Genomic DNA, 24,565 nt, shown 5'->3' on the forward strand with positions numbered 1-24,565 from the left:
GTACCCGGATCAGGTATCTCAGCAGCTTGAACAGGTATTGGGGGCGCCAAGCCCTCCAGGCTTCCTGATGTTTTCGGCCCGTATCCGAGTCACGGAGCAACCCGAAACGGTCTGCGCATCGTCCGGAGGCGCGTAGCATCATCCGGCATGGGGCTGCGTCACTCCTCCACTCGCAGCGTCGTCGTCAAGATGGCGGCGGCGACCCTGGTGTTCGCCGCAGCCGGGTGCGGCTTCCTTCGGGGCGGCGCCTCCGCCGCCGAGGAGATCGCCCTGATCAACGTCAAAAGCTCGGAGTTCCGCCAAGGTGGCGCACTTCCCCTCGAATACACCTGCCAGGGCAGCCTGGGCAGTCCCCCGCTGAACTGGTCGAGCAAGCCGCTGCCGAAGGCCAAGACCTTCGCGGTGGTCGTCGACGACTACTCGTCGACGAGCCAGGCAGTGCACTGGATCATCTACAACATCGACGCCCGGACCACCGTGCTGGCCCCGGGCATCCCCGCCGAGGGCGCCAAGCCGAACGACGTGCCCCCCGGTTCGAAGCAGGCACGGCTGGCCAACGGCAAGCGTGGCTACAACCCGCCCTGTCCCGAGTCCGACGGCAAGGGAAACTTCCGATTCAGCGTCTACGCGCTCAGTGACCAGCTCGAGCTCTCGGAGAGCACCCCCCTCGCCGAGATCCTCCAGGGCATCGCGGATCTGACAATCGCTCGTGGACGCCTGACCGCCGTCGACATCGAGTGAGAGGGCGAACACTGCAGGTAGTAGTGGTTACCAATTCTTCACTTAGGGTGTGACAACCCTCCTAGTAGTCGGCACAATCAGATCCAATTGTTAGACGTTAGTGATCAAATGGGGGAGGATCGCGTCGATGGCCGCGCGATCCCACTGGCGTCACAGGGAGGCCATGGCTGAGGTGGTGCAATGGTAGCGGTCGTCGTGATCTTGGTCGCAGTCGTGCTCCTCGTGCTCGTAGTCGTGGCGCTGGGCATGAGGTCGATGAACAAGCGGGAGAGTTCCCTCCCGCCCGAGCGTATGAAGGAGCTCATTGACCGCGAGGAGCGCACTCAGATCCGCTCGACGGACGAGTTCGCAGCTCACGAGCCGCGGATGAGCAATTTCAGCCCCGACTTCAGCCCGATCGACGAAGACAAGCCCAAGCCGGTCCGCAGTGGCCAGCGTGGCAAGCGCGGCGTCGACGAGTGGGGCAATCCGTCCTCGGACGACGAGGACGAGGAGTTCTGGGCCAGCATCCGCAGCGATGCGGCCGAGGGCGGTTTCGGGGCCAGCGGCACGGTGAGGCCGCGCCAGGCCAGCACGAGGCCGCGTGAGACGGTTTCCGACGACGCCAATGCCACCACGGTGCAGGCCCCTCTGCCGCAGCGCCCGGTGGAACGGCCCGTCGCCCGGCCCGCCGCGGCCGCCGCCTCGCTCGGCAGCCTGGTGGAGCCGCAGAAGAACGACGTGGCCGACCAGCGCACCGTCACCTTCGCCGCGCCCACGCCCGACGTGATGAGCATCCTGGGCCCCGGCAGCAAATCCCTGCCTTCCACGCACAACGGCTCACACACCGCGGCCGCCAACAACGGCCCCTCGACGGGTTCGTTCCAGCCGGTCAGCGCCGCCTCCACCGGCTCCTTCCCGGCCGCCACGGCCTCGGGTTCGTTCCCGGCCGCGAGCGCGTCGGGTTCGTTCCCCGCGGTGAGCCAGTCGGGCTCCTTCCCCGCGGTGAGCGCCTCGGGCTCGTTCCCCGCCGTCAACGGCGGCGCCGTCCACAGCGCGCCGACCAGCGACCCGTTCCCCGCCTACGGCAACGACGCCCTGGAGACCACCTGGCAGCAGCCGCTGCCCGGCACGGCCTCGGGTTCGTGGCCGGCGGCCTCGCACGACGTGCTCGACGACCCGGCGCCCGCCGGTGGCTCGTGGCCGGCGTTCGAGGGCGGCTACACCAACGGCACCTACTCCTACGAGGTGGGACCCGGCTACGCGGCGCCCGACGGCGACGCGCTGACCGGACCCTCCCCCGCCGTCGGCACGCCGACCGCGCCCAGTCGGGCGGTCTCGGCCTACGACGACGTGCTGTCGCCCCCGGCCTACGAGCGGGCCGGCTACACCACCCCCGGTGCTCCGTCGAGCCCGGCCGCGTGGCCCGAGCCGCCCGCCAACACCTGGCCGACCTACGGCGAGATGTACGGCTCGCAGCAGCAGGAGGCCGGCGCCGGACGACGTGCCGGCGACCAGGACTTGAACGACTACTACCGCTGATCCGGACGGGGTCCTCGCGCGAGGGAGGTGCGACGGACCCTTCATGATCACGTAAAAACCGCTGATCAGCACTTATGGGCGCCACTGGGCGCCCATTAGTGTCTGCGCCATGACTGAGCGTAACGGCATTCTGCGATACGACCTGCCCGCTTCACTGGTGGTCTTCCTGATAGCCGTTCCGCTGTCGCTCGGCATCGCGGTCGCCTCGGGCGCGCCCCTGGCAGCCGGGCTCGTCGCCGCCGCCGTGGGCGGCATCGTGGCAGGATTCTTCGGCGGCTCCGCCGTACAGGTCAGCGGGCCTGCGGCGGGCCTGTCGCTCGTGGTCGCCGATCTCGTGCACACCTACGGCTGGCGCGCCACCTGCATGATCACGCTGCTGGCCGGGGTGGTGCAGCTGCTGCTCGGCCTCTTCCGCGTCGCCAGGGCGGCGCTGGCCGTCTCGCCCGCCGTGGTGCACGGCATGCTGGCGGGCGTCGGCGTGGTGATCGCGCTGTCTCAGCTGCACATCGTGCTCGGCGGCAGCCCGCAACGTTCGGCTGTGGAGAACCTGCTGGAGCTGCCCGCGCAGATCGCCGACCTGCACGGGCACGCCGCCGCGGTCGGGCTGCTGACCATCGCCGTCCTGCTGGTCTGGACGCGGTTGCCGCAGAAGATGCGGCTGATCCCGGCGCCGTTGGCCGCGCTGGTCATCGCGGCCCTCGCGGCGGGGCTGCTCGGCTGGGACGTCACCCGCGTCGACCTGTCCGGCCTGTTCACCCAGATCCAGCTGCCGGTGCTGCCCTCAGGCGACTGGCACGGCATCGTCGGCGCCGTGCTCCTGGTCGCGCTGCTGGCCGGGGTGGAGTCGCTGCTGTGCTCGGTCGCGGTCGACGGTCACCGCGTCGACCTCGACAAGGAGCTGACCGGGCAAGGCATCGCCAACGTGGTGGCCGGGGCGCTGGGCGCGCTGCCGGTCGCCGGGGTGATCGTGCGCAGCACCGCGAACAAGACCGCGGGCGCGCGCAGCCGCTGGTCGGCCATCATGCACGGCTGCTGGGTCGTGGTGTTCTGCCTGGGCCTGGGATGGACCGTCCGGCTGATCCCCATGGAGTCGCTGGCGGCGCTCCTGGTCTTCATCGGCATCCAGATGATCAATCTGGGGCACGTGCGCAAGGTGCACGGGCACGGCGAGGTGCCCATATACGTCGTCACCCTGCTCGGCGTGGTGCTGCTGGGCCTGGGCGAGGGGGTGCTGGTGGGGCTGGCGCTGGCGGCCTTCCTGACGCTGCGCAGGCTGACCTGGGTGAGCGTGCAGGCCCGCCGGCGCAACGACGGGCGCTGGCACGTGGCGGTCAACGGCTCGCTCATGTTCCTCGGCGTGCCCCGGCTCACGGCCGCGCTGCGCTCCGTGCCCGCCGGGGCCGACGTCGACCTCGACCTGAACATCGACTTCATGGACAACGCCGCGTTCGAGACCATCCACACCTGGAGGCTGGAGCACGAACGCGGCGGCGGGAGCGTGGAGATCGACGAGCTGCACGACGAGTGGTACACCATCGCGGCCAGCGGCTCGCGCATGTTCCCCGCCAAGACGCCGCCGAAGGCCCCCGACCGCTGGTGGCTGCCGTGGACGCACCGGCGGCTGGTGCCGCGCCAGGGCGGCCCGGCGGCGCTGGAGTCGGGCGCCAAGGAGTTCCACGAGCGTACGGCGCCGCTGGTGCGGTCCATCTTCACCGAGCTCGCACACAAGCAGATGCCCTCGCACCTGTTCATCACCTGCGCCGACTCCCGGATCGTGCCCTCGCTGATCACCGCCTCCGGCCCCGGCGACCTGTTCACCGTGCGCAACATCGGCAACCTGGTGCCACGCTGCGGCATCGGGCCGACCGACGACTCGGTCGTGGCGGCCATCGAGTACGCCACCCAGGTGCTGCACGTGCGGACCATCACCGTGTGCGGGCACTCCGGGTGCGGGGCGATGGCCGGGCTGCTCAGCGGCGGGGTCAAGGCGGGCAGCATGCCGGGGCTGCGGCGCTGGCTGCGCCACGGCAACCACAGCCTCGCGCGGTACATCGCCGACCACGACGGTCCCGGCGCCGGGCCGCTCGACCGGCTGTGCCGGGTCAACGTGCTGCAGCAGCTGGAGAACCTGCGGACCTACCGCCGGGTGGACGAGCTGGTGCGGTCAGGGCAGCTGGAGCTGGTGGGGCTCTACTTCGACATCGGGGCGGCCAGGGTCGAGGTACTTTCCGCTGTTGGTGAAGATGTTTCCGGGTCTGCCCGCCGTACCGGAAATATGGTGCTATGAGAATTCTGGTCCTTGGCGGTTCCCGCTTCCTCGGCCGTCACATCGTCGAAGAGGCGCTGCTCCGCGGTCACACGGTCACCACCTTCAACCGCGGCGTGTCCGGGAGCCTGCCCGGCGTCGAGGAGATCCACGGCAACCGCGAGGAGGCCGCCGACCTGGAGCGGCTCGTCGACGGGCGCCACTGGGACATCGTCGTCGACACCTGCGGCTACGTGCCTCGCGTCGTCCTGGCCTCCGCCCAGGCCCTGTCCGGACATGCCACCACCTACGCCTTCATCTCCACGATCTCAGCGCTCGACGGCTTCCCGACCAAGCCGGGCACCGACGAGTCCGGCCTGTGGGCGTGCGAGCCCGACGCCGGGCCCGAAGACGGCGACTACGGCGTCCTGAAGGCGGGTTGCGAGCGTGCGGTCTCCATCGGGTTCGAGGGCAACGCCCTGTTCATCCAGCCGGGCCTGATCCTCGGGCCGTACGAGAACGTGGCCCGCCTGCCCTGGTGGCTGACCCGCATCTCGCACGGCGGCCAGGTGCTCGCCCCGGGATCGCCCTCGGTGCCGTTGCAGCTCATCGACGCCCGCGACATCGCCGCCTTCACGCTCGACCAGTCGGAGGCCGGGGTCACCGACCGCTTCATCGTCACCGGCCCTCCGGGCAACGCGACCTACGGCTCGTGGCTGGAGATGTGCAAGGAGGTCACCGGCTCCGACGCGTCGTTCGTCTGGGTCGACGACCAGTTCCTGCTCGACCGCGAGGTCGGGACCTTCGTGGAGCTTCCGCTGTGGGCTCCGCCCGGTCCTGACATGGACAACTTCTGGTCGGCCTCCACCGAGCGGGCCTTCGCCGCCGGGCTGCGCTCGCGGCCGGTGCTGGAGACGGTGCGCGACACGTGGGAGTGGCTGCGGGAGATCCCGGAGGAGTCGCGCGTGTACGGCAGCAGCCGCCAGCACGGCATCGCGCCGGAGAAGGAGCAGGCCATCCTGGAGGAGTGGCAGAAGCGCTCGTAAGCCTTGGAGGAGCGGCAGAAGCGCTCGTACGTCTTGGAGGAGCGGCAGAAGCGCTCGTACGTCTTGGAGGAGCGGCAGAACCGCTCGTAAGCGCATTTCTGCACAGACATCCCGCCGGTCCCGGCATAACGTCGGCCCTGTGTCCGCAGCCCTCCCCGTGGCGCGGACACAACGGCCCCGACTCCCAGGGCCCAGGAGGGCGGGGCGAGCCCACCCCCGCCCTCCACCGCCTTCAGGCCGCCAGTGTCTCCTCGAAGACCTCGAACGTGCGCCGCCCCAGGACCGCGAAGACGACGTGGCGGAACACGCCGCCGAACTCCCCCTCCAGCAGCTCCCTGAAGCAGGCCGCGACCACCCCCGGATCGTTGCCGAACACGCCGCACCCCCACGCGCCCAGCACCAGCTCGTCGTGCCCGTACGCGGCCGCCACCTCCAGCACCCTGCGCCCGCGCCTGGCCAGCGTCTCCTGCACCCGCGCCAGCTCCCGCCCGGTGAGCTTGCGCGTGTTGGGCGCCGCCGAAGTGATCACGGCCATCCGGTACGGCTCGGCGAGCAGACGGCCCTCGTCGTCCTTGAACACGCGCACGTCGGGCGAGTAGGCGACGGCATCGGTGTACAGCAGGCTCGACCCGCGCGGATGGGCGGCGTAGAACGCCCTGGCCTCCCGCAGCGACAGGTAGAGCGACGACGCCCTGGCCAGGCTCTCCTCCTGCGCCTGCGCCCCCTTCAGGAACCCGCCGCCCGGGCTCCTGGCGGACGCGAAGTTCAGCACCACCGGCGCCCGCATCCCCCTGGCCGCCGCCAGCGTCGACCTCTCCACGACCTCGATCGTCGTCTTGCCGCGCTCCCCCGGCCGCCGCAACCGCTCGTCCGGACCGTGCACGGCCACCTCGCGCAACGCGCCCGCCACGGCCACCCTGGTTCCCGACGGGCTGTCGTACCAGCCGCGGGAGAGGATCTCCATGGTGTCGGCGGCGACGGCTCTCCAGTGTTCACGCATACCCCCAGGCTCGGGCCCGGGGACACATGGCGCAATCGGGTTTCAACGGCCATGATCGGATTCATGCGACACCGCTCGGAGGGTCAGGCCGGCTCGGAGGGTCAGGCCGGCTCGGAGGGTCAGGCCGGCTCGGAGGGTCAGGCCGGCTCGGAGGGTCAGGCCGGCTCGGACGGCCGGCTTCGTCTGGACGGCCTGGTAGCCGTCGTCACCGGCGCCGGATCGGGCATCGGCGCCGCCTGCGCCACCCGCCTGGCCGCGGAGGGCGCCCGCGTCGGCATCCTCGACATCTCACCGGAAGCCGCCCAGGCGACCGCCTCCACCATCACCGCCCAGGGCGGCCAAGCCCTCCCCCTCCCCTGCGACGTCTCCGAAGAACCCCAGGTCAAAGCCGCCCTCGCCGCCCTCACCAGCGCCTACGGCGACCGCATCGACGTCCTCCACTCCAACGCCGCCGCCCTCGGCCGCGACGTCTTCGGACGCGACCACTCCCTCACCGACATGGACGTCGACGTCTGGGACCGCACCATGGCCGTCAACCTGCGCGGCGCCATGCTCATGGTCAAACACACCGCCCCCGCCATGACGGAAGGCGGCTCCATCGTCGTCACCGCCTCGGTGTCCGGCCTCACCGGCGACACCGACCACGCCGCCTACGGCACCTCCAAAGCCGCACTCACCGGCTTCGTGCGCTACGCCGCCACCATGTACGGCAAGCACGGCATCCGGTGCAACGCCATCGCCCCCGCCCTCGTCATGACCCCCACCGCCCACCGCGCCCTCGGCCCCGCCCGCCTGGCCGACAAGGCCGCCGAGCGCCTCCTGCCGTGGGCGTGCGAGGTGGAGGACGTCGCCAACCTGGTGGCGTTCCTCGCCTCGGCCAAGTCGCGGTGCATCACGGGCCAGACCCTGGTCCTCGACTCCGGCACCCTCGCCCACCGCCCGGAACACACGCTGCACGCGTGGCGAGAAGCGGCGGACCAGGACTGACCATGGCGTCGTCCCTGATCGATGCGATCGGCGTGTACAGCTGACCGACCTGAAGGCGGGTCGACGTCCAGCCGGTCCTGGACACCACCCGCTGAGGCGCGTGTGGTACACCGATACCAAGAACCTCCCCCGATGAGCAAGGGGGGAGACCGTGGCGTGGCTCAGCCGTACACGCCACCACCTGTGCCACCGCCAGCGAGGAAGACCGGCCTTGCCCTGAGCTGCCTCATCGTCGGCGCTGTGGGCGCGATTTTCGGACTGCTGCCGGTGCTCGGGCTCCTGTCGCTGCCCCTGGGCATCATCGGCCTCGTCCTGGCCATCATGTCGTTCACGACCAACCACAGCACCGCGATGTCGGTCATCGGCCTGCTGCTCTCGCTGCTGGCCATAGCGCTCTTCGCCATCCAGGCCTTCGTCTGGGCCGGCAGCAACGATCGGACCGCCACCCATGGAGGCGGCCCCTCAGCCAGCAGCGACAACGAGCAGGCATTCAAGTCCGTGAAGATCGCCAAGTGCGGCATCAACGCCCTGGACCTGCCCGTGGTGGAGGGAACAGTGGTCAATACCAGCGAACACAAGGCCACGGTCCGGATCGGCTTCGACATCACGGACGGGGTGGGAACGCGGATCGACGCGGCTCAGGGCCAGGCCGAAGACCTCGCTCCGGGGCAGCGGGGTCGCTTCACCACCGTTGTCCTTGCTAAGCAGGTAAGACCTCACACCAAGATCACGTGCACGCTCGCCGATGTACAGATCGACTAGGCGTTCTTGAACGATTCGCCGACGCCTGCCGTACGCGACCAAGAACTGCTGACAAGGCGACCTGGATCCGTGTCCAGTCGCGACGCCCACTCGACGCGGCATCCCCTACTGGCGTCGTCTCTTCAGCTGATCTATCGTGGCCGGCTATGAGCAGGGCCTGGTGGGTGCTCGGCGTGGTCATGGTGGTGAGCGGCGTTGCGCTCGGCTTCTTCTTCCCCAACCCTTGGGGATGGGATGGCCACAGTTCGTTGACGTGTGGAAGTGCCTTCCTCGGCGAGGGCTACCAACCCACTGATCCCGGGTGCCCATCTCGCCGGTTGCTGTCAGGGGGCATCGCGGCGTTCCTCATCTTCGCAGGCGCGATCCTGGCCTGGACGAACTTCCGAGCACGGTATCGAGCAGTGCGGGCCGGCCAGTAGCCGATCGATCACCCGCCGATGAACACCAGGCCGGCGCCGTGCTCGATACCCCGGCGTGTGATGAGCAGCTTCGCCCCGCCGCCCAGACCGTCCGCCAGTGCTCAGCACCTTGGGTGGTCAACGGGGCCGACCGCGCCGCTAGAGGCAGGCTCGGCAGAAGCTTAATCCCGTTGGTCCAGACCTAGACGGTGACTCATTTGAAGAGTCGGCGGTGGCAGATGAGGGGTGCGACAGTGGCGACGAAGGATGCCGCACGATGGGACAGTCGTTCATAGCGGCGGTGTAATCGTCAGCATCCTGCCAGCAGGAGACTGTCCGCTCCCCATCCTGCCGTGCCGTCCCAGCCGCTGGCTGAACGTTTCCCGGCGGGCGATGCGTAGGAAAGGCACGAGCGTGGGGACAGTCCTAGTTCGTCGCCGTGGGGATTGGCGGCTGGCGGCGCCGTGGGCCATGGCGCGAACGGATCGGGGTGGCGCTGCACCGCCGGTTCCAGCGTTAGGCTGCCGCAGGTGTTGGCAGAGCTGATCGCGGCAGCGATCGGGAGACCTGGCTGGACGCGGTACGGCTTGGCCCACGCGCGGGCGGTGCTCCATCCAATGAAGCGGCGATGCATCATCTGCCAGGAAGCGTCGAACACCGGCGGCAGCTGTCGCCAGGCGCACCTAATCGTGGCCACATACACGATCGCAGCCAAGATCACCCCATCCTCGACGCGCCGCCTTCCACGACCTGTGGGCGAGTGGGCACGCGCCGGACCAGCTCTTCACACCAGCCGTTGAAGGAGGCATCCACGCCTGATCTAACGACTGACCGCCAAACGAGTCACGGCTTAGTCGTAGCTGTCCCAGTGCAGCCAGCGGTGCTTGTCGAAGAGCCATTCGTGAGACAGGCGGACGCCGGTCATCTGCTCGGCCAAGGCCAGGGCGAAGGCCTGGAAATCGGTCGCTCCTTTGCCGGAGAAGTCCTCGACGAGATCGTCCAAAAGGTTGGGTCGATCGCCCTGTCGATCGAACGGCTCCTCCCCCATCTCCCGGAACTGGAGGAGCGTAAGCCGCCGGGAACGCACAAAGTACTCGATGCTGTGACTGTTCACTCCTGAATAGACGTTGAGGGCTCTTCCCTTCGCAGACAACGCTCCGAGGATTTCGTGGTCGGAACCCTTGTCACCGAAATCCGGTTCCACGACGACCACCCAGGAGCCGAGTTGCCCGGCGATTGCGCTGCAGCTGACGCGCCCGCCTCTTCCCGCGCCTCGAAGCCGGCGCTCTCCGCCTCGGGCCAGGTATAACGCAGGCCAGTGTCCAAACCACTGCCGAAGACGACGGCCACCTTGTCCAAATCGAGCCCCTCACACCAGGTGATGCAGATCGTTTCGGCGAAGTAGCCGGCGATGTCCCGGTGGTACGCTTCCGCCTCGCCTACAGGCATTCCGATGTCCTTACGTGGAGCGAGCGCCGACCAGCCCGACGGCTTGATCGGCGCCTGTCGTGAGTCAGCTTGATGGGTCAGGCGTTAGACGCGCTACTGCAGGAAACGAAGAACCAGTCGCCTGCAGGATGCGGTAGCGGGCCCAGAAGGTCTTCTGAGTTGCGCCGCCCGCTTGCTTGGCCTTGGCGCCGACGAACTTGAGCGATATGTCTCAGTCGTTGTATCCCACACCCTCAACCGCCCCTGCGAGCGGAAACTCGTCATATCCCATCGCCTCGGGCGCTTGCCAAGGGGTTCGCTCGGCTGCGGTGAACACCGACCGAGAGCCGTAGCCGTAGCGGTCCCTAACGTGCACTCTCTGGACGTAATTGGATTCTGTGGTCGTCCGGCCAACTACCGATTGAACAGGGACAACCCAAGGATTCTCTTGCCACCGAGCTGCGGCTTGGTGGCACTCGCCTGCCAGAAATGGGTGAGCTCGGCCGCAGGGATGGACCAGGCGTTCGCTTCGGCGCTAGATGTGGCCCGGCCTTGGGGCCCACGCACTCCCTCCCAGGTCACGAGGAGTGGAGACGAGCCGGCCTGTAGGCCGGGTTTTGTCCTTCGCGAGCGAAGGGGCGACCATCCATCTAGGACTGCCGTTGCCGGCAGCCTCAAGCGGTCTACCCGCGCGGCTCGGGCGGGCAGCCCTCGGACGCCGCGCGCGGAGCGCTTCTGCTGAAGTGCTCCTTCTTGACCTTGCTCCGGGTGGGGTTTACCGAGCCGCCCACGTCGCCGTGGGCGCTGGTGGTCTCTTACACCACCGTTTCACCCTTACCCCCGCCGAAAGGCGGGGGCGGTCTGTTTTCTGTGGCACTGTCCCGCGGGTCACCCCGGGTCGGTGTTACCGACCACCCTGCCCTGTGGAGCCCGGACCTTCCTCGGCGGGTCACCGTGGTGGCCCGACGCGGCCGCCCGGCCGGCTCGTCGGAAAGGAGACTACCAAACCACAAGCGATCTCCAACCGAGAGACAAGATCGATGGGATCGAATGAGCTTGTCGCTGTCCGAGGGGGACGGTGGCGGTTTCACTCCGGCCGTGCCAGGTGTTCTGGCGGAACCTGGTGCGGCCGGGGTTCGAAGAAGAGGTGCTCAGCGCAGGTGGGCGGTGTCGTTGAAGTACTTGACGACGCACTGCCCGTCGGCGAAGTACTCGATCCGCGACAGGCACGCCAGGTCGAGGTGCATGCGGTACAGCGCGGCCGGGGGAGCCAGGAGCGCGAAGCGCAGCAGCATCTTGATCGGGGTGACGTGCGAGACGACCACGACGGTACGGCCGGCGTAGCGCTCCACGAGCCGTTCCCGGGTCTGCTGGACCCGTCGCGCCGTTGCCCCGAAACTCTCCCCATCCGGCGGCGCGACGGCCGGGTCCGCGAGCCAGGCCGACAGTTCGGCGGGCCATCGGCGCTGGATCTCGGTGAAGGTGTGGCCTTCCCAGGCGCCGAAGTCGGTTTCTCTGAGTCCCTCGTCGATGTCGACGTCGAGGCCGGTGAGGCGGGCCAGGGCCTCCGCGGTCTGGCGGGCTCGTTTGAGCGGGGAGGAGACGATGGCGTCGGGTGCGATCTGCGCCAGGTGTTCGGCGGCGCGGGTGGCCTGGGTGAGGCCGGTGGGGGTGAGTTCGGGGTCGCCGGTGCCGGAGAAGCGCCGCTCGACGGAGAGGGCGGTCTGGCCGTGGCGTAGGAGGAGGAGGGTGGTGGCCGTCGTGGTGGGGGCACGCCACCCGCTCCCGGTTTCGGAGGGGGCACGCCCGCCGGTTCCGGCCTGGTTGGGGGTGCCGCTGGTGGGCTCGGCGAGGTCGAGGAGGTCGACGGGCTCCGCGGGAGTGGAGGAGGGTGACGACAACCCAGGCGAGGAAACCAGCGGGGACGACGACGGCGGCGAAGACGGGGACGACGGCACTGGCGGCGAAGATGGCGACGGCGAGTCGCCCGCCTGCCATCTCATCCCCTTGGCCGCCGCGTCCATGGCCTCGTTCGCCAGCCGGTCGGCGTGCGAGTTGCGCTCGCGCGGGATCCACGTCCACCCCGTGACGCGCAGCCGCCGGGCGAGTTCGCCGGCCTCGGAGGCGAGGGGTCGCAGGCCTTCGTTCTTGATCTTCCACCGTCCGGCCATCTGCTCGATGACCAGCTTGGAGTCCATGCGCACCTCGACGGAGGCGCCCTCCCCCGCGAGCTCCAGCACGGCGTGCAGGCCGGCGATGAGCCCCCGGTATTCGGCGACGTTGTTGGTCGCCATCCCGATGGCCTCGGCGCGCTCGACGAGGGCTTGGCCGTCGGTGGCGTCCTTGACGACCGCACCGTAGCCGGCGGGGCCCGGGTTGCCGCGGGAGCCGCCGTCGGCCTCGATGAGGTAGGAGGTCACAGGCCCGGCTCGGGGGTGCGGACGAGGATGCGGCGGCATTCCTCGCAGCGCACGACCTCGTCGGCGGGCGCGCGCTTGATGGCGTTCATGTCGGCGATCGACAGGGACACCTTGCAGCCCATGCAGCGTGTGCCGGAGAGCTTGGCGGCGCCGACGGTGTACTGCTCGCGCAGCTTGGAGTAGAGGCCGAGCAGGTCGGCGGGGATCTCGGCGGCGATGTCGGTGCGGCGGCCGGCGACCTCGCCTGCCTCCTTGTCGATCTCGGCGAAGGCGGCGTCGCGGCGCTCTTCGAGGACGGCGCGCGTGGAGCCGATCTCGTCGCGGCGGGCGACGAGGTCGGTGACCGTGGTGTCGGCGGCCTCGCGGCGTTCCATGATCTCCAGCACGATCTCTTCGAGGTCGCCCTGGCGGCGCTGCAGCGAGGTGATCTCGGACTGCAGGTTGGACAGGTCCTTGGGAGAGGTGACCTGGCCGGAGTCGAGGCGCTTCTGGTCGCGCTCGGAGCGCTGGCGCACGGCGTCGACGTCGCCCTCGGCCTTGGTCTGCTCGCGGGCCAGGTCGCCGGCCTCGGTCTCGGCCTCGATCACCTGGGTGACGATGCGGGCGTACTGCTTGGTGAGCTCATCGATCTCCGCGAGCTCGGGCAGGGTGCGCCGCCGGTGTGCGAGGCGGTCGGCGGCGGCGTCGAGCTCAGCCAGGTCGAGGAGGCGCAGCTGAGCGGCAGGGGCGGCTTTCATGATCAATATCCTCTTGTCCAAGCATCGGTGACCGTGGCGGAGACACGCGTCTCAACGTTAACGCCACTGGCGGCCAGGATCGACGCGGCGCTGCCCAGCCAGGGCCATTCGGTGGCCCAGTGGGCGGCGTCGATCAGCGCGGGGCCGCCGGTCTCCGCGAACTCGCTGGCCGGGTGGTGGCGCAGGTCGGCGGTGAGGAACACGTCGACGCCGGCCTTGCGGGCGGCGGCGAGCAGCGAGTCGCCGGCGCCGCCGCTGACGGCGATGCGCCGCACGCGGCTCTGCGGGTCGCCGGCCACCCTGATGCCGCCGTTGGTCTCGGGCAGGCCGAGGAGTACGGCGCGCGCGAAGGACTCCAGCGTGACGGTGGTGGGCAGGTCGCCGATGCGGCCGAGCCCTCGCCACGGGTCGTCGGGGAAGGGCTGCAGCGGCACCAGGTCGCCGACGAGGCCGACCGCCCTGGCCAGCGCGTCGGAGACGCCAGGGTTGGCCACGTCGGCATTGGTGTGGGCGGTGTAGAGCGCGATGTCGTGCTTGATGAGGTCGTGGATGAGCCGGCCCTTGTAGCCGGTGGTCGCCACGCTGGTGGTGCCGCGCAGCCAGAGCGGGTGGTGGGTGACGATCAGGTCGGCGCCCCACGCGATCGCCTCCCTGGCGACGACCGGCACCGGGTCGACGGCGAAGAGCACCTTGCGCACGGGTTGGGCGGGATCGCCGCTGACCAGGCCGACCGCGTCCCAGGACTCCGCGCGCTCCGGCGGGTAGGCGGTCTCGAGTTCCTTGATGACATCCTCGAGCTTCGTCACCAGTGAAGACTATCGAGGGCTGTCGCCAGAACGGGGTTCGGCGTACTGTAAGTGGATCCTGACGTGCGGGAGGACGGGCATGACGCCAAGGATCGCGATCATCGGCGCCGGGTTCGGCGGGTTGTGCATGGCGATTCGACTGGAGAAGGCGGGAATCACCTCCTACACGGTCTTCGAGAAGGCCGATGCGGTGGGAGGCACCTGGCGCGACAACAGCTATCCGGGCGCCGGCTGCGACATCCCCTCCCATCTCTACTCCTATTCGTTCGAGAAGTACGCCAGCTGGACCCGCCGCTATCCCGGCCAGCCGGAGATCCTCGGTTACCTGGAGCACTGCGCCGACAAGTACGACGTCAGGCGGAAGATCAGGTTCGCCACCGAGGTGACCGACGCGGCCTTCGACGGCGCCGGGTGGCGGGTGACCTCGCGTGAGACCGGTACGGCAGGCGCGAGCCGTACCGAGCAGTACGACGTGGTCGTCGCCGCGGTGGGCCAGCTGAACCGCCCCCACATGCCGGAGATCGAGGGCATGGGCGACTTCGAGGGCGTCGCGTTCCACTCCGCGAGGTGGGACCACGACCACGACCTGTCGGGCCGCAGGGTGGCGGTGATCGGCACCGGCTCCTCCGCCGCCCAGTTCATCCCGAAGGTGGCGGAGCGGGCCGGGCGCCTGACGGTCTTCCAGCGCACGCCCAACTGGGTGATCCCCAAGCCCGACGCCGAGTTCACCCCGCTCGTCCAGAGCGCCCTGCACTTCGTGCCGGGGCTGCAGCGTGCCTACCGCGAATGGATCTACCGCTACGCCGAGGGCACCCTCTACCCGGCGCTGGCCGGGGGCTGGAGCACGCAGTTACTGAGGAAGCGCGCCCTGGCCCACCTCCACGCCCAGGTCGCCGACCCCGGGCTGCGCGCCAGGCTGACCCCCGACTACCCGCCCGGCTGCAAGCGCGTCGTCATCGACAGCCGCTTCTATCCGGCGCTGACCAGGCCCAACGTCGACGTGGTCACCGACAGGGTCACGCGGATCACCCCCAAGGGCGTGGAGACCGACCGCGGGCTGCACGAGGTCGACACGATCGTCTACGGCACCGGCTTCCTGAGCACGGAGTTCCTCGCCCCGATCGATCTGACGGGCCGCGACGGCCGCAAGCTGCACGAGCAGTGGAAGGACGGGGCCGAGGCCTATCTCGGCATCTCGGTGCCCGGCTTCCCCAACCTGTTCCTGCTGTACGGGCCCAACACCAACCTGGGGCACAACTCCATCGTCTTCATGCTGGAATGCCAGGTGGACCACATCATGCGCTGCCTGCCGTACCTGGTCAGCCGCGGCCCGATGGAGGTCAGGCCGCAGGTCATGGCGGCCTGGACCGGGCAGCTCGAGCGGGCCATGGAGCGCATGGTGTGGGGGAACGGCTGCCGCAGCTGGTACAAGACCGCGGGCGGGCGCGTCACCAACAACTGGCCCGGCCCGACTCCCCTGTACAAGCGGCTCACCTCCCGCAGTCCTGGACCGATGTACAAATACGGGTGAGCCGACTTGGTCCCGGCGACGAGTGATGGTCCGCTCTGACCCGATAACGTGCTGGTCATGACCCTCCACGACCAGGCGATAGTCGCCGACGCGCACAACGACCTGCTGATGGCGGTCTCCGCCCGCCCGCCGGAGCGGTGGGCCGCCTTCTTCCGCGAGCAGTGGCTGCCGCAGCTGCGCGAGGGCGGCGTGAGGCTCCTGGTCCTGCCGGTGTTCATCGACGACGAGTTCCGCCCCGAGGGCGCGCTGCGCCAGACGCTGCGCATGATCGAGTGCGCTCACGTGCTCGCCGAGGGCAACGCCGACGCCGTACGGCTGTGCCGTACCGGGGCCGAGATCGACGCGGCGCTGGCCGACGGCGTGATCGCCCTGGTCCTGGCGCTGGAGAGCATGCCGGGGCTCGACGCCAGCACCGAGCTGATCTCGACCCTGCACCGGCTGGGCGTGCGCATCGCGTCGATCGCCCACTGGGGCCGCACCCCGCTGGCCGACGGCAGCGGCGAGGACGCCACGGGCAGCGGGCTGACCTCGCACGGGGTGGCGGCGCTGGCCGAGATGGAGCGCCTGGGGATGATCTTCGACGTCTCCCACCTGGGCGCCACGGGCGTCGCCCACGTGCTGGAGCTGGCGACCAAGCCGGTGATGGCCACGCACTCCTCGGCGCGGGCCAGGCGCGACCACCACCGCAACCTCACCGACGAGCAGCTGCGCGGCGTGGCCGCGACGGGCGGCATCGTCTGCGTGAACTTCTTCGCGCCCTTCCTCAGCGAGGGCGAGGCCACCCTCGACGACCTGCTCGACCACTTCGAGCACATGGTGTCGGTGATCGGCGTCGACCACGTCGGCATCGGCGCCGACTTCGTGCGCGAGGTCTACCTCGACCTGACGCCCGGCTGGTGCTGCGAGGAGCTGACGAACACCCTCGGCGTGAACGTGCTGTCGGCGATCCCGGGCCTGGAGGGCCCCGCGGGGCTGCCGATGGTGACCGAGGGGCTGGCCAAGCGCGGCCTGCCCGACGACGACATCCTCAAGATCATGGGGGGCAACATGCACCGGTTCTTCCTGGAGCGGCTGGCATGATCGGCGACCTCGAAGAGCTCGTCACCTGCGAGTCGTACTCCGCCGACCTGGAGGCCGTGGCGCGCAGCGCCAAGGTCGTCGGCGCGCTCGGACGGCGCCTGCTCGGGGCCGAGCCCGAGTACATCGTCATCGACGGCGTGACGCACCTGCGGTGGAGCTTCGGCGCGCCGCGGGTGCTGATGCTCGGCCACCACGACACCGTCTGGCCCATCGGGACACTGCGCACGCACCCGTGGTCGGTCGTGGACGGGGTGGCCAGGGGACCCGGCGTGTTCGACATGAAGTCAGGACTCGTCCAGATCTTCCACGCGCTGGCCGGGCTGCCCGACCTCGACGGCGTGACGATCCTGGTGACCGGCGACGAGGAGGTGGGCTCGATCACCTCGCGCGGCCTCATCGAGGAGACGGCGCGCGGTCTCGCGGCGGCCTTCGTCACCGAGGCGAGCGCCGACGGCGGCGCGCTGAAGACCGGGCGCAAGGGCACCTCCAACTACGAGGTCCAGGTGTACGGCAGGGCCGCCCACGCTGGGCTGGAGCCGGAGCGCGGGATCAACGCGGGCGTGGAGCTGGCTCACCAGATCCTCGCGGTCGCCGGGCTCGGCTCGGGCGCGACCAGCGTGGTGCCGACCGTGTTGTCGGGCGGCACCACGCTGAACACCGTGCCCGCCCAGGCCCGTGTCGGCGTCGACGTGCGCGTGCCGACGCTGGCCGAGCAGGCGCGGGTCGACCGGGCCGTGCGCGAGCTGGCCCCGGTGCTCGACGGCTCGCGGCTGGAGGTGTCGGGCGGCCCCAACCGGCCTCCGCTGGAGACCGCCATGTCGGCGTCGTTGTTCGCCCTGGCGCAGCAGGTGGCCGCGACCCTCGGCCAGCCGGAGCTGACCGAGGCGTCGGTGGGCGGCGCGTCCGACGGCAACTTCACCGCCGGGATCGGCGTGCCGACGCTCGACGGGCTCGGCGGCGTCGGCGGCGGCGCCCACGCCGATCACGAGCACGTCATCGCGGCCGAGATGGAGCCGCGCACGGCGCTGCTGCGCGGCCTGGTGCGGGCCGTCCTCAGCTGACGCGCGGCCAGGGGGCCTCCTGTTCCAGCCCGCTCGCCAGGGTCAGCAGGAGGTCCTCGCGCCCGTAGCCCGCCACGAGCTGCACGCCGATCGGCAGCCCCGACACGCTGCGCCCGAGTGGCAGGCTGATCGCCGGCTGTCCCGTGACGTTGAACGGCGGCGTGAAGGGCGCGTGGTCGAACATCGACCGCACGAACGGTTCGAGTTCGAGTCCGGGCTCGTCGTAGCGGATCGTGCCCAGCGGCGCGGGAAGCCTCGCCATCGTCGGCGTGACGAGCACGTCGTGGTCGGTGAAGAAGGCCGCGACCGACCTGGTGACGCGGTTCTGGGCGTCGAGCGCGGCCATCAGGTCCAGCGCGCCGAGCTCGCCCGCCGCCTCCAGCGTGCTCCTGCTCACCCCCTCCAGCAGCGCGGGGTCGAGAGGCGAGTGCCGGAAGACCGAGCCCAGGAAGGCGATCTGCGTCACGACGAGCGCCTGGATGACGGCGTCCCAGTCGACGGCGGGCGAGGCCCGTTCGACCAGGTGGCCCTGCCGCTGGAGCAGAAGCGCCGTCCGCTCGGCCGAGGCGGCCACCTCGTGGTCGACCGGCGCGCCCGACCACGCCTCGGTGGTGACCGCGACGCGCAGCCGTCGCGGTCCCGGCAGCGCGGGGTACGGCGGAGCGGTGTACTTGTCGCCCGTGGCCGGGCCGCTGACGACGTCGAGCATGAGCGCGGTGTCCCGCACGGTGCGCGTCAGCACGAACGGCTCCACCATGCCGAAGCCCGCCTCCCCGAGGTCGGGGCCGTACGGCACGCGCCCCCTGCTGGGTTTGAGCCCGACGAGCCCGCAGCACGCGGCCGGGACGCGGATCGAGCCGGCCCCGTCGCTGGCGTGGGCCACGGGCACGGCGCCCGCCGCGACCAGGGCGGCCGCGCCGCCGCTCGACCCTCCGGCGCTGCGCCCGAGGTCCCACGGGTTGCGTGCCGGGCCGAAGCGCACCGGCTCGGTGGTGAAGCAGAGCCCCAGTTCCGGCATGGTGGTCAGGCCGAGCGTGACCAGCCCGGCCGCGCGGAAGCGGCGCATCAGGTCGGTGTCGCCGCGGGCGGGCACGCCGGGCCCCAGGGCGCGGCTGCCCAGGAAGAACGGCACCCCGGCGGCCATCGGCCCGATGTCCTTGATCAGGAATGGCACCCCGGCGAGCGGGCCGCCGGGGTCGTGGCCGAGCGCCGGGGAGAACGGCGGCGAAGCCAGGCCGTTGACCCGGTTGTTCGCCTCGGTCAGCGCCTGCCTGGCGGCCTGTTCGACCTCGGCGGCGGTGACGTGACCCGCGCTGATCAGCTCGCGCAGGCCGGTGGCATCGTGGGCGGTGTAGTCGTCGATGTTCATGGACCCGTCTCTCGTCGATCGTCAGTGGGTGCGCGAAGCGCGCTGAAGAGGGCGACGGCCACTGCCGGCCGTCGCCTGCCGCTGATCGACGTGGTTCTACGCTCGGTCCATCGCGACCATCGTGGGCCGCGGCTCTCGCCTGTGTCGACCGGTTTTCCCCGGCGGTCAGGCCGTGAAGAACTCCAGGAGTTCGGGGGCGAGCGCCTGCGCGCTGACCGCGTGGGTCTGGCCGTCGAGCAGGCGGTGGGACGCGTGCAGGGCCCCGGCGACGGCCAGGCCGGCGTTGCGCATCCAGCCGGGGCTCTCGGCGCCGTTGAGCACCAGGGCGGGCCCGCTGATCCCGGCGAGCATCGCCGTGGGCAGCTCGTTGCCCGGCCCCATCACGTGGGCCTCGTAGGCCAGGGTGTGGGCCAGCGCCTCCATCTCCCGCCACGACTCGTGGCCGCGCATGCCCGAGACCGCCTCGGCCGGGACCTCGGCGGCCTCGACCATGAACCGCTCGACCGCCTCCGCGCGCCGGCCCCCGCGCACCAGCGCTTCGAGCCGCCCGGCGAAGTCGTCCGGCAGGCGTGGCGCGGTGGCGTCGACGTGGTAGGGCGGCTCCCACAGGGCGAGCTTGGCCACGGGGAACCGGGCGGCGGCCCGCAGCGCGAGGGCGGCGCCCGAGGAGCCGCCGAACACCATCGCGGGCCCGCCCGCCTCCGCGATCACGGCCGCCAGGTCGTCCAGCTCGCGCTCGACCGTGTAGGCGGGGGCGTCGCCGCTGCCGCCCCTGCCGCGCCGGTCGTAGTTGACGACCGTGAACCACGGGGACAGGGCGGCGGCGACGCCGCACAGGACGGGGTGAGAGCTGTCGGTGAAGGCGCCGTGCACCAGCACCACGGCCGGGCCGCTGCCGTACCGGTCGTAGGCGATGGGGGTGCCGTCGGCGGAGACGGCCCGGCAGCGCACCGGCCGGGCGATTCCGGGAGCGCTCACGGCTGGACCAGGCAGAGGGCGGCCCAGTGGTGGCCGTCGGGGTCGGCGAAGCTGCGGGTGTAGCGGCCGCCGGCGTTGACCGGCTCGCCGATCGCGGTGGCGCCGGCGGCCAGCGCCTTGCCGACCAGCTCGTCGACCTGCTCCTGGTTGTCGAGCCCGAGCACCAGGATGGCCTGGGTGGCCTTGGCGGGGTCGACGATCTCGTTGCGGGCGTAGCCGGCGAAGGCGGGCTCGGTGAAGAGCATCACCTGGGTGCGCTCGCTGATGACGACCGAGGCCATGTCGTCCATCATGCCGAAGATCTGCAGGCCCAGGTCGGTGAAGAAGGCCTTGGAGCGGTTGAGGTCCTTGACCGGCAGGTTCACGAAGAGCGTGTACGACATTTCGGATTTCCCTTCAGGTTCTGGCTGATGTCCTCAAGAATGCCGGGCCAGGACCCTAAGGGGCTTGCATCCCCGTGCCGCTCACTTGACGATCCGTGCCATGAACCGGGAGCGCCGGTACTCCGAGGGCGGCATGCCGTACGCCTGGCGGAACAGGCGGCTGAAGTGGGCGGAGTCGGGCAGGCCCCAGCGCGCGCCGATCGTGCTGACGGAGGTGGCGTGCAGGTCCGGGTCGGCCAGGTCCCTGCGGGAACGTTCGAGGCGCCGGTGGCGGATCCACGCCGCGACGGAGGTGTTCTCGGCGGCGAACAGCCGGTGCAGGTGGCGCAGCGACAGGTGGTGGGCGGCGGCCACCAGGCCGGGGTCGAGCGCCGGGTCGCCCAGGTGCTCGTCGATGAAGGCGTGGATGCGCAGGCGTAACATGCGCGCCTGCGTCTCCTCCGGCAGCGCGGGCAGCAGGTCGGCCCGCTCGGCGACGGCGGTGCCGATGAGGTCGGTCACCACCGTCGACAGCCGGGCCGCGCTGGCCGGCTGGTAGGACTCCACGTCCGTCGCGACCCGGCGCAGCAGGGGCGCGGCCAGCGCTCCCGCGCCGTCGTCGGTCGAGATCGGCACGGCCGTCAGCCTGGCGATCGAGTCGATGTGCATCATCTCGCGCGGCAGGCTGAAGACCGCCAGGTGCACCGCCGAGGTGTAGGCCAGGTCGTAGGGCCGGGCGAAGTCGTAGATCGCGAACTGCCCCTGGCGCAGCCGGGCCTCGCGCTCGTCCTGGGTGACGACCATCTCCCCCGACATGACGAGCACGACCCGGTAGAGCTCCGAGCCCCCGCCCCTGATCAGGCCGTGGGTGCGGTGCACGCTGTGCGGGGTCGAGGTCCACACCTTGCCCACCCCGACGGGCCCGAGCTGTCCGGCGTCGATCTGGCCCTCCAGCGGGACGTCGCCCTCGATGCGCATGTCGAGCGGGCCGAGCGTGTCGCACACGACGCTGCGCCACTGCTCCAGGCGGCGGGAGGCCGGCACATCGCCGGTGCGGATCAGGACGGCCACGGCCTCACTCTAGTCAGCTCGCCAGCTTCGCCAGCGGTTCGTCGGTCAGGCGGTAACGCTCCCATTCGTCCTGCGGCTCGGCGCCCAGCGACTCGTAGAAGCGGATGGTCGGCTCGTTCCACTTCAGCACCGACCACTCCAGGCGCTGGTAGCCGCGCTCCACGCAGGTGCGGGCCAGCTCCACCAGCAGCGCCTTGCCGTACCCGGAACCGCGGTGGCCCGGCCGCACGTAGAGGTCCTCGAGGTAGATGCCGTGCACGCCCCGCCAGGTGGAGAAGCTGAGGAACCAGATCGAGTAGCCCGCGACCCGGCCGTCGTGCTCGGCGACGTGCGAGAAGGCCGCGGGGTGGTCGCCGAAGAGCGCCTCACGCAGCTGCTCCTCGGTGACGCGCACCTCGTGCAGCGCCTTCTCGTAGTCGGCCAGCTCCCTGATCATGGACATGATCTCGGGGACGTCGTCGGGTGTCGCGCGGCGAATCATGCGCCCAGGGTAGACATTGCTGGTGAGAATCGCGGAACTGCGCACTGTGGACGACTTCCAGCGGGCCTACCGGCTGTTCGACGACATCTGGCACCCCGAGCCCGGCAACCCTCCCATGCCGGTGGAGCTGATGGTGGCCTTCGCCCACGCGGGCGGCTACCTGGCAGGGGCCTACTCCCCTGACGGCGAGATGGTCGGCGCGTCGGTGGGATTCCTGGCCGACGGCAACGCGCTGCACTCCCACGTCACCGGCGCCAGGCCGGGCATGGGCATCGGGACGCTGATCAAGCGGCACCAGCGGCAGTGGTGCCTGGAACGGGGGATCACCGCGATCCGCTGGACGTTCGACCCGCTGGTACGGCGTAACGCCTACTTCAACCTGGTGAAGCTCGGCGCCAGGCCGGAGGAGTACCTGGAGGACTTCTACGGGGAGATGGCCGACGCGGTGAACGCCGGGGACCCGAGCGACCGGCTGCTGGCGGTGTGGCGGCTCGACCGGGAGCCGGAGGGCGTGCCGCACGGCGAGGCGGTCGAGGCGCTGGACGGCGAGGGACGGGTGCATGACACGGACGCGCCGCTCGTGCTCGTGGCCACGCCCGACGACATCGAGAAGCTGCGGACGGCGGAGCCCGATCAGGCGCGGGACTGGCGGCTGGCCATGCGCGAGGTGCTCGGCGGGCTCATGGCGGCGGGGGCCGAGGTGTGTGGTTTCACCGGAAGCGGGCAATACGTGGTGAAGCGGTGATGAACGGGTAGCGGGGCCGGATGGAGTTCACCCCCACCGTCCCGGCCAAACGGCTCCCCCCGGTGACGGTACGCGACCTTCCAGAGCCCCCCGCGAACACGTGGCGGATCATCGGTCCCGGACTGGTCGGCGCGGGCGTCGGCCTGGCCTCGGGCGAGTTCATCCTGTGGCCCTACATCGCCTCCCAGGTGGGGCTCGTCTTCATCTGGGGCGCGGCGATCGGCATCATCACCCAGTGGTTCCTGAACATGGAGATCGAGCGCTACACGCTGGCCACCGGCGAGACGGCGCTGACCGGCTTCAGCAGGTTCTGGAAACACTGGGGCATCGTCTTCGTGGCGATGACGCTGCTGTCGAACCTGTGGCCGGGGTGGGTGACCACCTCGGCGACGATGGTGACGTACCTGACCGGCGGCACGCCCCGCTACATCGCCATCGGCATGCTGGTGGTGATCGCGCTGGCGCTCTCCCTGGCGCCGGTCATCTACAACGCGCTCGAAAAGGTGATCTTCGTCAAGATCGCGCTCGTGACGACGCTGATCGTCGTGGCGCTGATCTTCGCGATCACCTCGGACGCCTGGGTCAACCTGGGCAGGGGCCTGACGGTCGACGCCACCTTCCCGGTGCCGCCGCTGGAGCTGGCGGTGCTGATGGGCGCCATCGCCTACGCGGGAGCGGGCGGCGGCCAGAACCTGTGCCAGAGCAACTGGATCCGCGACAAGGGCTTCGGCATGGGCGTGTACGTGCCGCGCCTGGTCAGCCCGGTCACCGGGCAGGAGGAGGCGGCGCCCTCGACGGGCTTCCAGTTCGCCCCGACGCCGGAGAACCTGCGCCGCTGGCGACAGTGGTGGCGCTTCGCCAACATCGAGCAGGGCACGACCTTCGCCCTGGTCACCTTCGTCACGATCGCGCTGATGTCGATGCTCGCCTACTCGACCGTCTTCGGGCGGGAGGGGCTGGAGAACAGCATCGGTTTCCTCCAGGTCGAGGGCGAGGTGCTGCAGCAGACGGTGGCGCCGTGGTTCGGCGTGCTGTTCTGGGTGATCGGCGCGCTGGCGCTGTTCGCCTCGGCGATGGGCATCGTCGACTACACCTCGCGCCTGGCGGCCGACGTGATCAAGACGGTCTACGCGCGCAACGCCTCGGAGAGCAGGATCTACACGATCCTGGTCTGGTCGATGGCCGTCGTCGGCAGCGTCATCCTGCTGCTCGGCTTCGACCAGCCGCTCTTCCTGCTGGTGCTGTCGGCGTGCTTCGCCGCGGTGATGATGTTCGTCTACTCGATCCTGCTGATCATCCTCAACCGCAAGGCGCTGCCCCAGGAGCTGCGGGTCAGGTCGTACCGGCTGGGCGCCCTGGTGTGGTCCGTGGTCTTTTTCGGGACCTTGACCGTGCTGGTCCTCATCCAGCAGGTCCAGAAGATAACGTCGGGAGGGTGATCAACGGCGCGCACGTCATCCTCTACAGCCGGGACCCGGACGCCGATCGAGCCTTCGTCCGCGATGTCCTGAAATTTCAGCATGTGGATGCCGGGGGCGGCTGGCTGATCTTCAAGCTGCCGCCCTCCGAGCTCGCCTTCCACCCGGTGATGGACGGCGGCGAGACGCACGAGCTGACCCTGATGTGCGACGACATCGAGGCCACGCTCCAGGCGATCGGCCAGGACCAGCCGATCGCCGAACGCGACTGGGGCCGCGTCGCCGCCGTCGACCTGCCGGGCGGCGGCAGGCTCAGCGTCTACCAGCCGCTGCACCCGACGGCCAAGGACTTGACCTGAAGCGAGGTTGAGGTTGCAG

Annotated in this window: 22 protein-coding genes, 1 other RNA gene and 1 pseudogene; 12 read left to right on the plus strand and 12 right to left on the minus strand. The window is 70.2% G+C overall.

Annotation, left to right across the window (positions count from 1 at the left end; all coding sequences use genetic code 11):
* Nucleotides 1–147 precede the first annotated feature (147 nt).
* The 4 genes from ACIBH1_RS29295 (at nt 148) to ACIBH1_RS29310 (ending at nt 5,553) form a co-directional block, all read left to right on the plus strand.
* Complete coding sequence (locus ACIBH1_RS29295; RefSeq protein ID WP_397317173.1) at nt 148–741, plus strand: YbhB/YbcL family Raf kinase inhibitor-like protein; 594 nt, start codon at nt 148–150, stop codon at nt 739–741.
* Nucleotides 742–936: 195 nt separating this feature from the next.
* Nucleotides 937–2,262: a hypothetical protein gene (locus ACIBH1_RS29300; protein WP_397317174.1), complete on the plus strand. Its 1,326-nt coding sequence runs from the start codon at nt 937–939 to the stop codon at nt 2,260–2,262.
* A gap of 109 nt (nt 2,263–2,371) precedes the next feature.
* Nucleotides 2,372–4,549 carry a SulP family inorganic anion transporter gene (locus tag ACIBH1_RS29305; protein WP_397317175.1) on the plus strand — a complete coding sequence of 726 codons (2,178 nt, stop codon included), beginning with the start codon at nt 2,372–2,374 and terminating at the stop codon, nt 4,547–4,549.
* Nucleotides 4,546–5,553 (plus strand): NAD-dependent epimerase/dehydratase family protein, encoded by a 1,008-nt coding sequence (locus ACIBH1_RS29310; protein ID WP_397317176.1) that lies wholly within the window; start codon nt 4,546–4,548, stop codon nt 5,551–5,553. Before ACIBH1_RS29305 ends, ACIBH1_RS29310 begins: the two co-directional genes overlap by 4 nt.
* A 232-nt stretch (nt 5,554–5,785) precedes the next feature.
* Here ACIBH1_RS29310 and ACIBH1_RS29315 read toward each other — a convergent pair whose 3' ends face one another.
* The gene (locus tag ACIBH1_RS29315; RefSeq protein ID WP_397317177.1) at nt 5,786–6,553 is read right to left on the minus strand and encodes a TIGR02452 family protein; all 768 of its coding nucleotides are present in this window, start codon (nt 6,551–6,553) and stop codon (nt 5,786–5,788) included.
* Nucleotides 6,554–6,616: 63 nt separating this feature from the next.
* Between ACIBH1_RS29315 and ACIBH1_RS29320 the strand changes: the two genes are divergently transcribed.
* Together ACIBH1_RS29320 and ACIBH1_RS29325 are read left to right on the plus strand one after the other, a co-directional pair.
* Nucleotides 6,617–7,540, plus strand: coding sequence for an SDR family NAD(P)-dependent oxidoreductase (locus ACIBH1_RS29320; protein ID WP_397317178.1), 924 nt, complete (start codon nt 6,617–6,619; stop codon nt 7,538–7,540).
* A 240-nt stretch (nt 7,541–7,780) separates the two neighbouring features.
* Entirely contained in the window at nt 7,781–8,302 is a 522-nt protein-coding gene (locus ACIBH1_RS29325; protein WP_397317179.1) for an FxLYD domain-containing protein, read from the plus strand.
* A gap of 708 nt (nt 8,303–9,010) precedes the next feature.
* Here ACIBH1_RS29325 and ACIBH1_RS29330 read toward each other — a convergent pair.
* From ACIBH1_RS29330 to ACIBH1_RS29355, 6 genes and pseudogenes are all read right to left on the minus strand, one after another.
* Nucleotides 9,011–9,448: pseudogene (locus tag ACIBH1_RS29330) on the minus strand (transposase); the annotation flags it as partial.
* Nucleotides 9,449–9,550: 102 nt separating this feature from the next.
* On the minus strand, nt 9,551–10,003 hold the full coding sequence (locus ACIBH1_RS29335) for a DUF6461 domain-containing protein (protein ID WP_397317402.1): 453 nt from the start codon (nt 10,001–10,003) through the stop codon (nt 9,551–9,553).
* Between the two features lie 715 nt (nt 10,004–10,718).
* An RNA gene (gene rnpB / locus ACIBH1_RS29340) (RNase P RNA component class A) lies at nt 10,719–11,115 on the minus strand.
* A 164-nt stretch (nt 11,116–11,279) separates the two neighbouring features.
* Nucleotides 11,280–12,548 (minus strand): bifunctional RNase H/acid phosphatase, encoded by a 1,269-nt coding sequence (locus tag ACIBH1_RS29345; protein WP_397317180.1) that lies wholly within the window; start codon nt 12,546–12,548, stop codon nt 11,280–11,282.
* Complete coding sequence (locus ACIBH1_RS29350) at nt 12,545–13,285, minus strand: zinc ribbon domain-containing protein (protein WP_397317181.1); 741 nt, start codon at nt 13,283–13,285, stop codon at nt 12,545–12,547. The genes ACIBH1_RS29345 and ACIBH1_RS29350 overlap by 4 nt, the downstream gene beginning before the upstream one ends.
* A 2-nt stretch (nt 13,286–13,287) precedes the next feature.
* Nucleotides 13,288–14,091, minus strand: coding sequence for a Nif3-like dinuclear metal center hexameric protein (locus tag ACIBH1_RS29355; RefSeq protein ID WP_397317182.1), 804 nt, complete (start codon nt 14,089–14,091; stop codon nt 13,288–13,290).
* 79 nt (nt 14,092–14,170) lie between these two features.
* Here ACIBH1_RS29355 and ACIBH1_RS29360 point away from each other — a divergent pair, with 79 nt between their 5' ends.
* The 3 genes from ACIBH1_RS29360 to ACIBH1_RS29370 are packed head-to-tail and all read left to right on the plus strand — an operon-like array spanning nt 14,171 to nt 17,763.
* Nucleotides 14,171–15,622 carry a flavin-containing monooxygenase gene (locus ACIBH1_RS29360; RefSeq protein WP_397317183.1) on the plus strand — a complete coding sequence of 484 codons (1,452 nt, stop codon included), beginning with the start codon at nt 14,171–14,173 and terminating at the stop codon, nt 15,620–15,622.
* Between the two features lie 57 nt (nt 15,623–15,679).
* Nucleotides 15,680–16,702, plus strand: coding sequence for a dipeptidase (locus ACIBH1_RS29365; RefSeq protein WP_397317184.1), 1,023 nt, complete (start codon nt 15,680–15,682; stop codon nt 16,700–16,702).
* A complete protein-coding gene (locus tag ACIBH1_RS29370) occupies nt 16,699–17,763 on the plus strand; it encodes a M20 family metallopeptidase (protein ID WP_397317185.1) in 1,065 nt (354 codons plus the stop codon). Before ACIBH1_RS29365 ends, ACIBH1_RS29370 begins: the two co-directional genes overlap by 4 nt.
* On the opposite strand, the gene ACIBH1_RS29375 is transcribed toward ACIBH1_RS29370, so the two are convergent.
* From ACIBH1_RS29375 to ACIBH1_RS29395, 5 genes are all read right to left on the minus strand, one after another.
* Nucleotides 17,756–19,132, minus strand: a complete 1,377-nt coding sequence (locus ACIBH1_RS29375; RefSeq protein ID WP_397317186.1) for an amidase — start codon at nt 19,130–19,132, stop codon at nt 17,756–17,758. The two genes, ACIBH1_RS29370 and ACIBH1_RS29375, sit on opposite strands and share 8 nt — an antisense overlap.
* 165 nt (nt 19,133–19,297) lie before the next feature.
* On the minus strand, nt 19,298–20,110 hold the full coding sequence (locus ACIBH1_RS29380) for an alpha/beta fold hydrolase (protein ID WP_397317187.1): 813 nt from the start codon (nt 20,108–20,110) through the stop codon (nt 19,298–19,300).
* Nucleotides 20,107–20,493, minus strand: a complete 387-nt coding sequence (locus ACIBH1_RS29385) for a VOC family protein (RefSeq protein WP_397317189.1) — start codon at nt 20,491–20,493, stop codon at nt 20,107–20,109. Before ACIBH1_RS29385 ends, ACIBH1_RS29380 begins: the two co-directional genes overlap by 4 nt.
* 81 nt (nt 20,494–20,574) lie before the next feature.
* The gene (locus tag ACIBH1_RS29390) at nt 20,575–21,543 is read right to left on the minus strand and encodes a helix-turn-helix domain-containing protein (protein WP_397317190.1); all 969 of its coding nucleotides are present in this window, start codon (nt 21,541–21,543) and stop codon (nt 20,575–20,577) included.
* 13 nt (nt 21,544–21,556) lie between these two features.
* The gene (locus ACIBH1_RS29395; RefSeq protein WP_397317191.1) at nt 21,557–22,024 is read right to left on the minus strand and encodes a GNAT family N-acetyltransferase; all 468 of its coding nucleotides are present in this window, start codon (nt 22,022–22,024) and stop codon (nt 21,557–21,559) included.
* 22 nt (nt 22,025–22,046) lie between these two features.
* On the opposite strand from ACIBH1_RS29395, the gene ACIBH1_RS29400 reads away from it, so the two are divergent.
* Genes ACIBH1_RS29400 through ACIBH1_RS29410 form a run of 3 tightly spaced genes read left to right on the plus strand, consistent with a single transcriptional unit; the run spans nt 22,047 to nt 24,546 of the window.
* Nucleotides 22,047–22,769: a GNAT family N-acetyltransferase gene (locus tag ACIBH1_RS29400; protein WP_397317192.1), complete on the plus strand. Its 723-nt coding sequence runs from the start codon at nt 22,047–22,049 to the stop codon at nt 22,767–22,769.
* Between the two features lie 20 nt (nt 22,770–22,789).
* Complete coding sequence (locus ACIBH1_RS29405; protein ID WP_397317193.1) at nt 22,790–24,208, plus strand: Nramp family divalent metal transporter; 1,419 nt, start codon at nt 22,790–22,792, stop codon at nt 24,206–24,208.
* Nucleotides 24,205–24,546, plus strand: coding sequence for a VOC family protein (locus tag ACIBH1_RS29410; protein WP_397317194.1), 342 nt, complete (start codon nt 24,205–24,207; stop codon nt 24,544–24,546). Before ACIBH1_RS29405 ends, ACIBH1_RS29410 begins: the two co-directional genes overlap by 4 nt.
* The last annotated feature ends 19 nt before the right edge of the window (nt 24,547–24,565 follow it).

It is taken from the genome of Nonomuraea sp. NPDC050663 (assembly GCF_044456985.1).
Taxonomy (GTDB): Bacteria; Actinomycetota; Actinomycetes; order Streptosporangiales; family Streptosporangiaceae; genus Nonomuraea.

Bases quoted from the DNA above. Each gene is read 5' to 3' on its own strand.
- ACIBH1_RS29295 (WP_397317173.1), top strand. From the start codon at position 148: ATGGGGCTGCGTCACTCCTCCACTCGCAGCGTCGTCGTCAAGATGGCG.
- ACIBH1_RS29305 (WP_397317175.1), top strand. From the start codon at position 2,372: ATGACTGAGCGTAACGGCATTCTGCGATACGACCTGCCCGCTTCACTG.
- ACIBH1_RS29310 (WP_397317176.1), top strand. From the start codon at position 4,546: ATGAGAATTCTGGTCCTTGGCGGTTCCCGCTTCCTCGGCCGTCACATC.
- ACIBH1_RS29315 (WP_397317177.1), bottom strand. From the start codon at position 6,553: ATGCGTGAACACTGGAGAGCCGTCGCCGCCGACACCATGGAGATCCTC.
- ACIBH1_RS29320 (WP_397317178.1), top strand. From the start codon at position 6,617: ATGCGACACCGCTCGGAGGGTCAGGCCGGCTCGGAGGGTCAGGCCGGC.
- ACIBH1_RS29350 (WP_397317181.1), bottom strand. From the start codon at position 13,285: ATGAAAGCCGCCCCTGCCGCTCAGCTGCGCCTCCTCGACCTGGCTGAG.
- ACIBH1_RS29360 (WP_397317183.1), top strand. From the start codon at position 14,171: ATGACGCCAAGGATCGCGATCATCGGCGCCGGGTTCGGCGGGTTGTGC.
- ACIBH1_RS29365 (WP_397317184.1), top strand. From the start codon at position 15,680: ATGACCCTCCACGACCAGGCGATAGTCGCCGACGCGCACAACGACCTG.
- ACIBH1_RS29370 (WP_397317185.1), top strand. From the start codon at position 16,699: ATGATCGGCGACCTCGAAGAGCTCGTCACCTGCGAGTCGTACTCCGCC.
- ACIBH1_RS29375 (WP_397317186.1), bottom strand. From the start codon at position 19,132: ATGAACATCGACGACTACACCGCCCACGATGCCACCGGCCTGCGCGAG.
- ACIBH1_RS29385 (WP_397317189.1), bottom strand. From the start codon at position 20,493: ATGTCGTACACGCTCTTCGTGAACCTGCCGGTCAAGGACCTCAACCGC.
- ACIBH1_RS29395 (WP_397317191.1), bottom strand. From the start codon at position 22,024: ATGATTCGCCGCGCGACACCCGACGACGTCCCCGAGATCATGTCCATG.
- ACIBH1_RS29405 (WP_397317193.1), top strand. From the start codon at position 22,790: ATGGAGTTCACCCCCACCGTCCCGGCCAAACGGCTCCCCCCGGTGACG.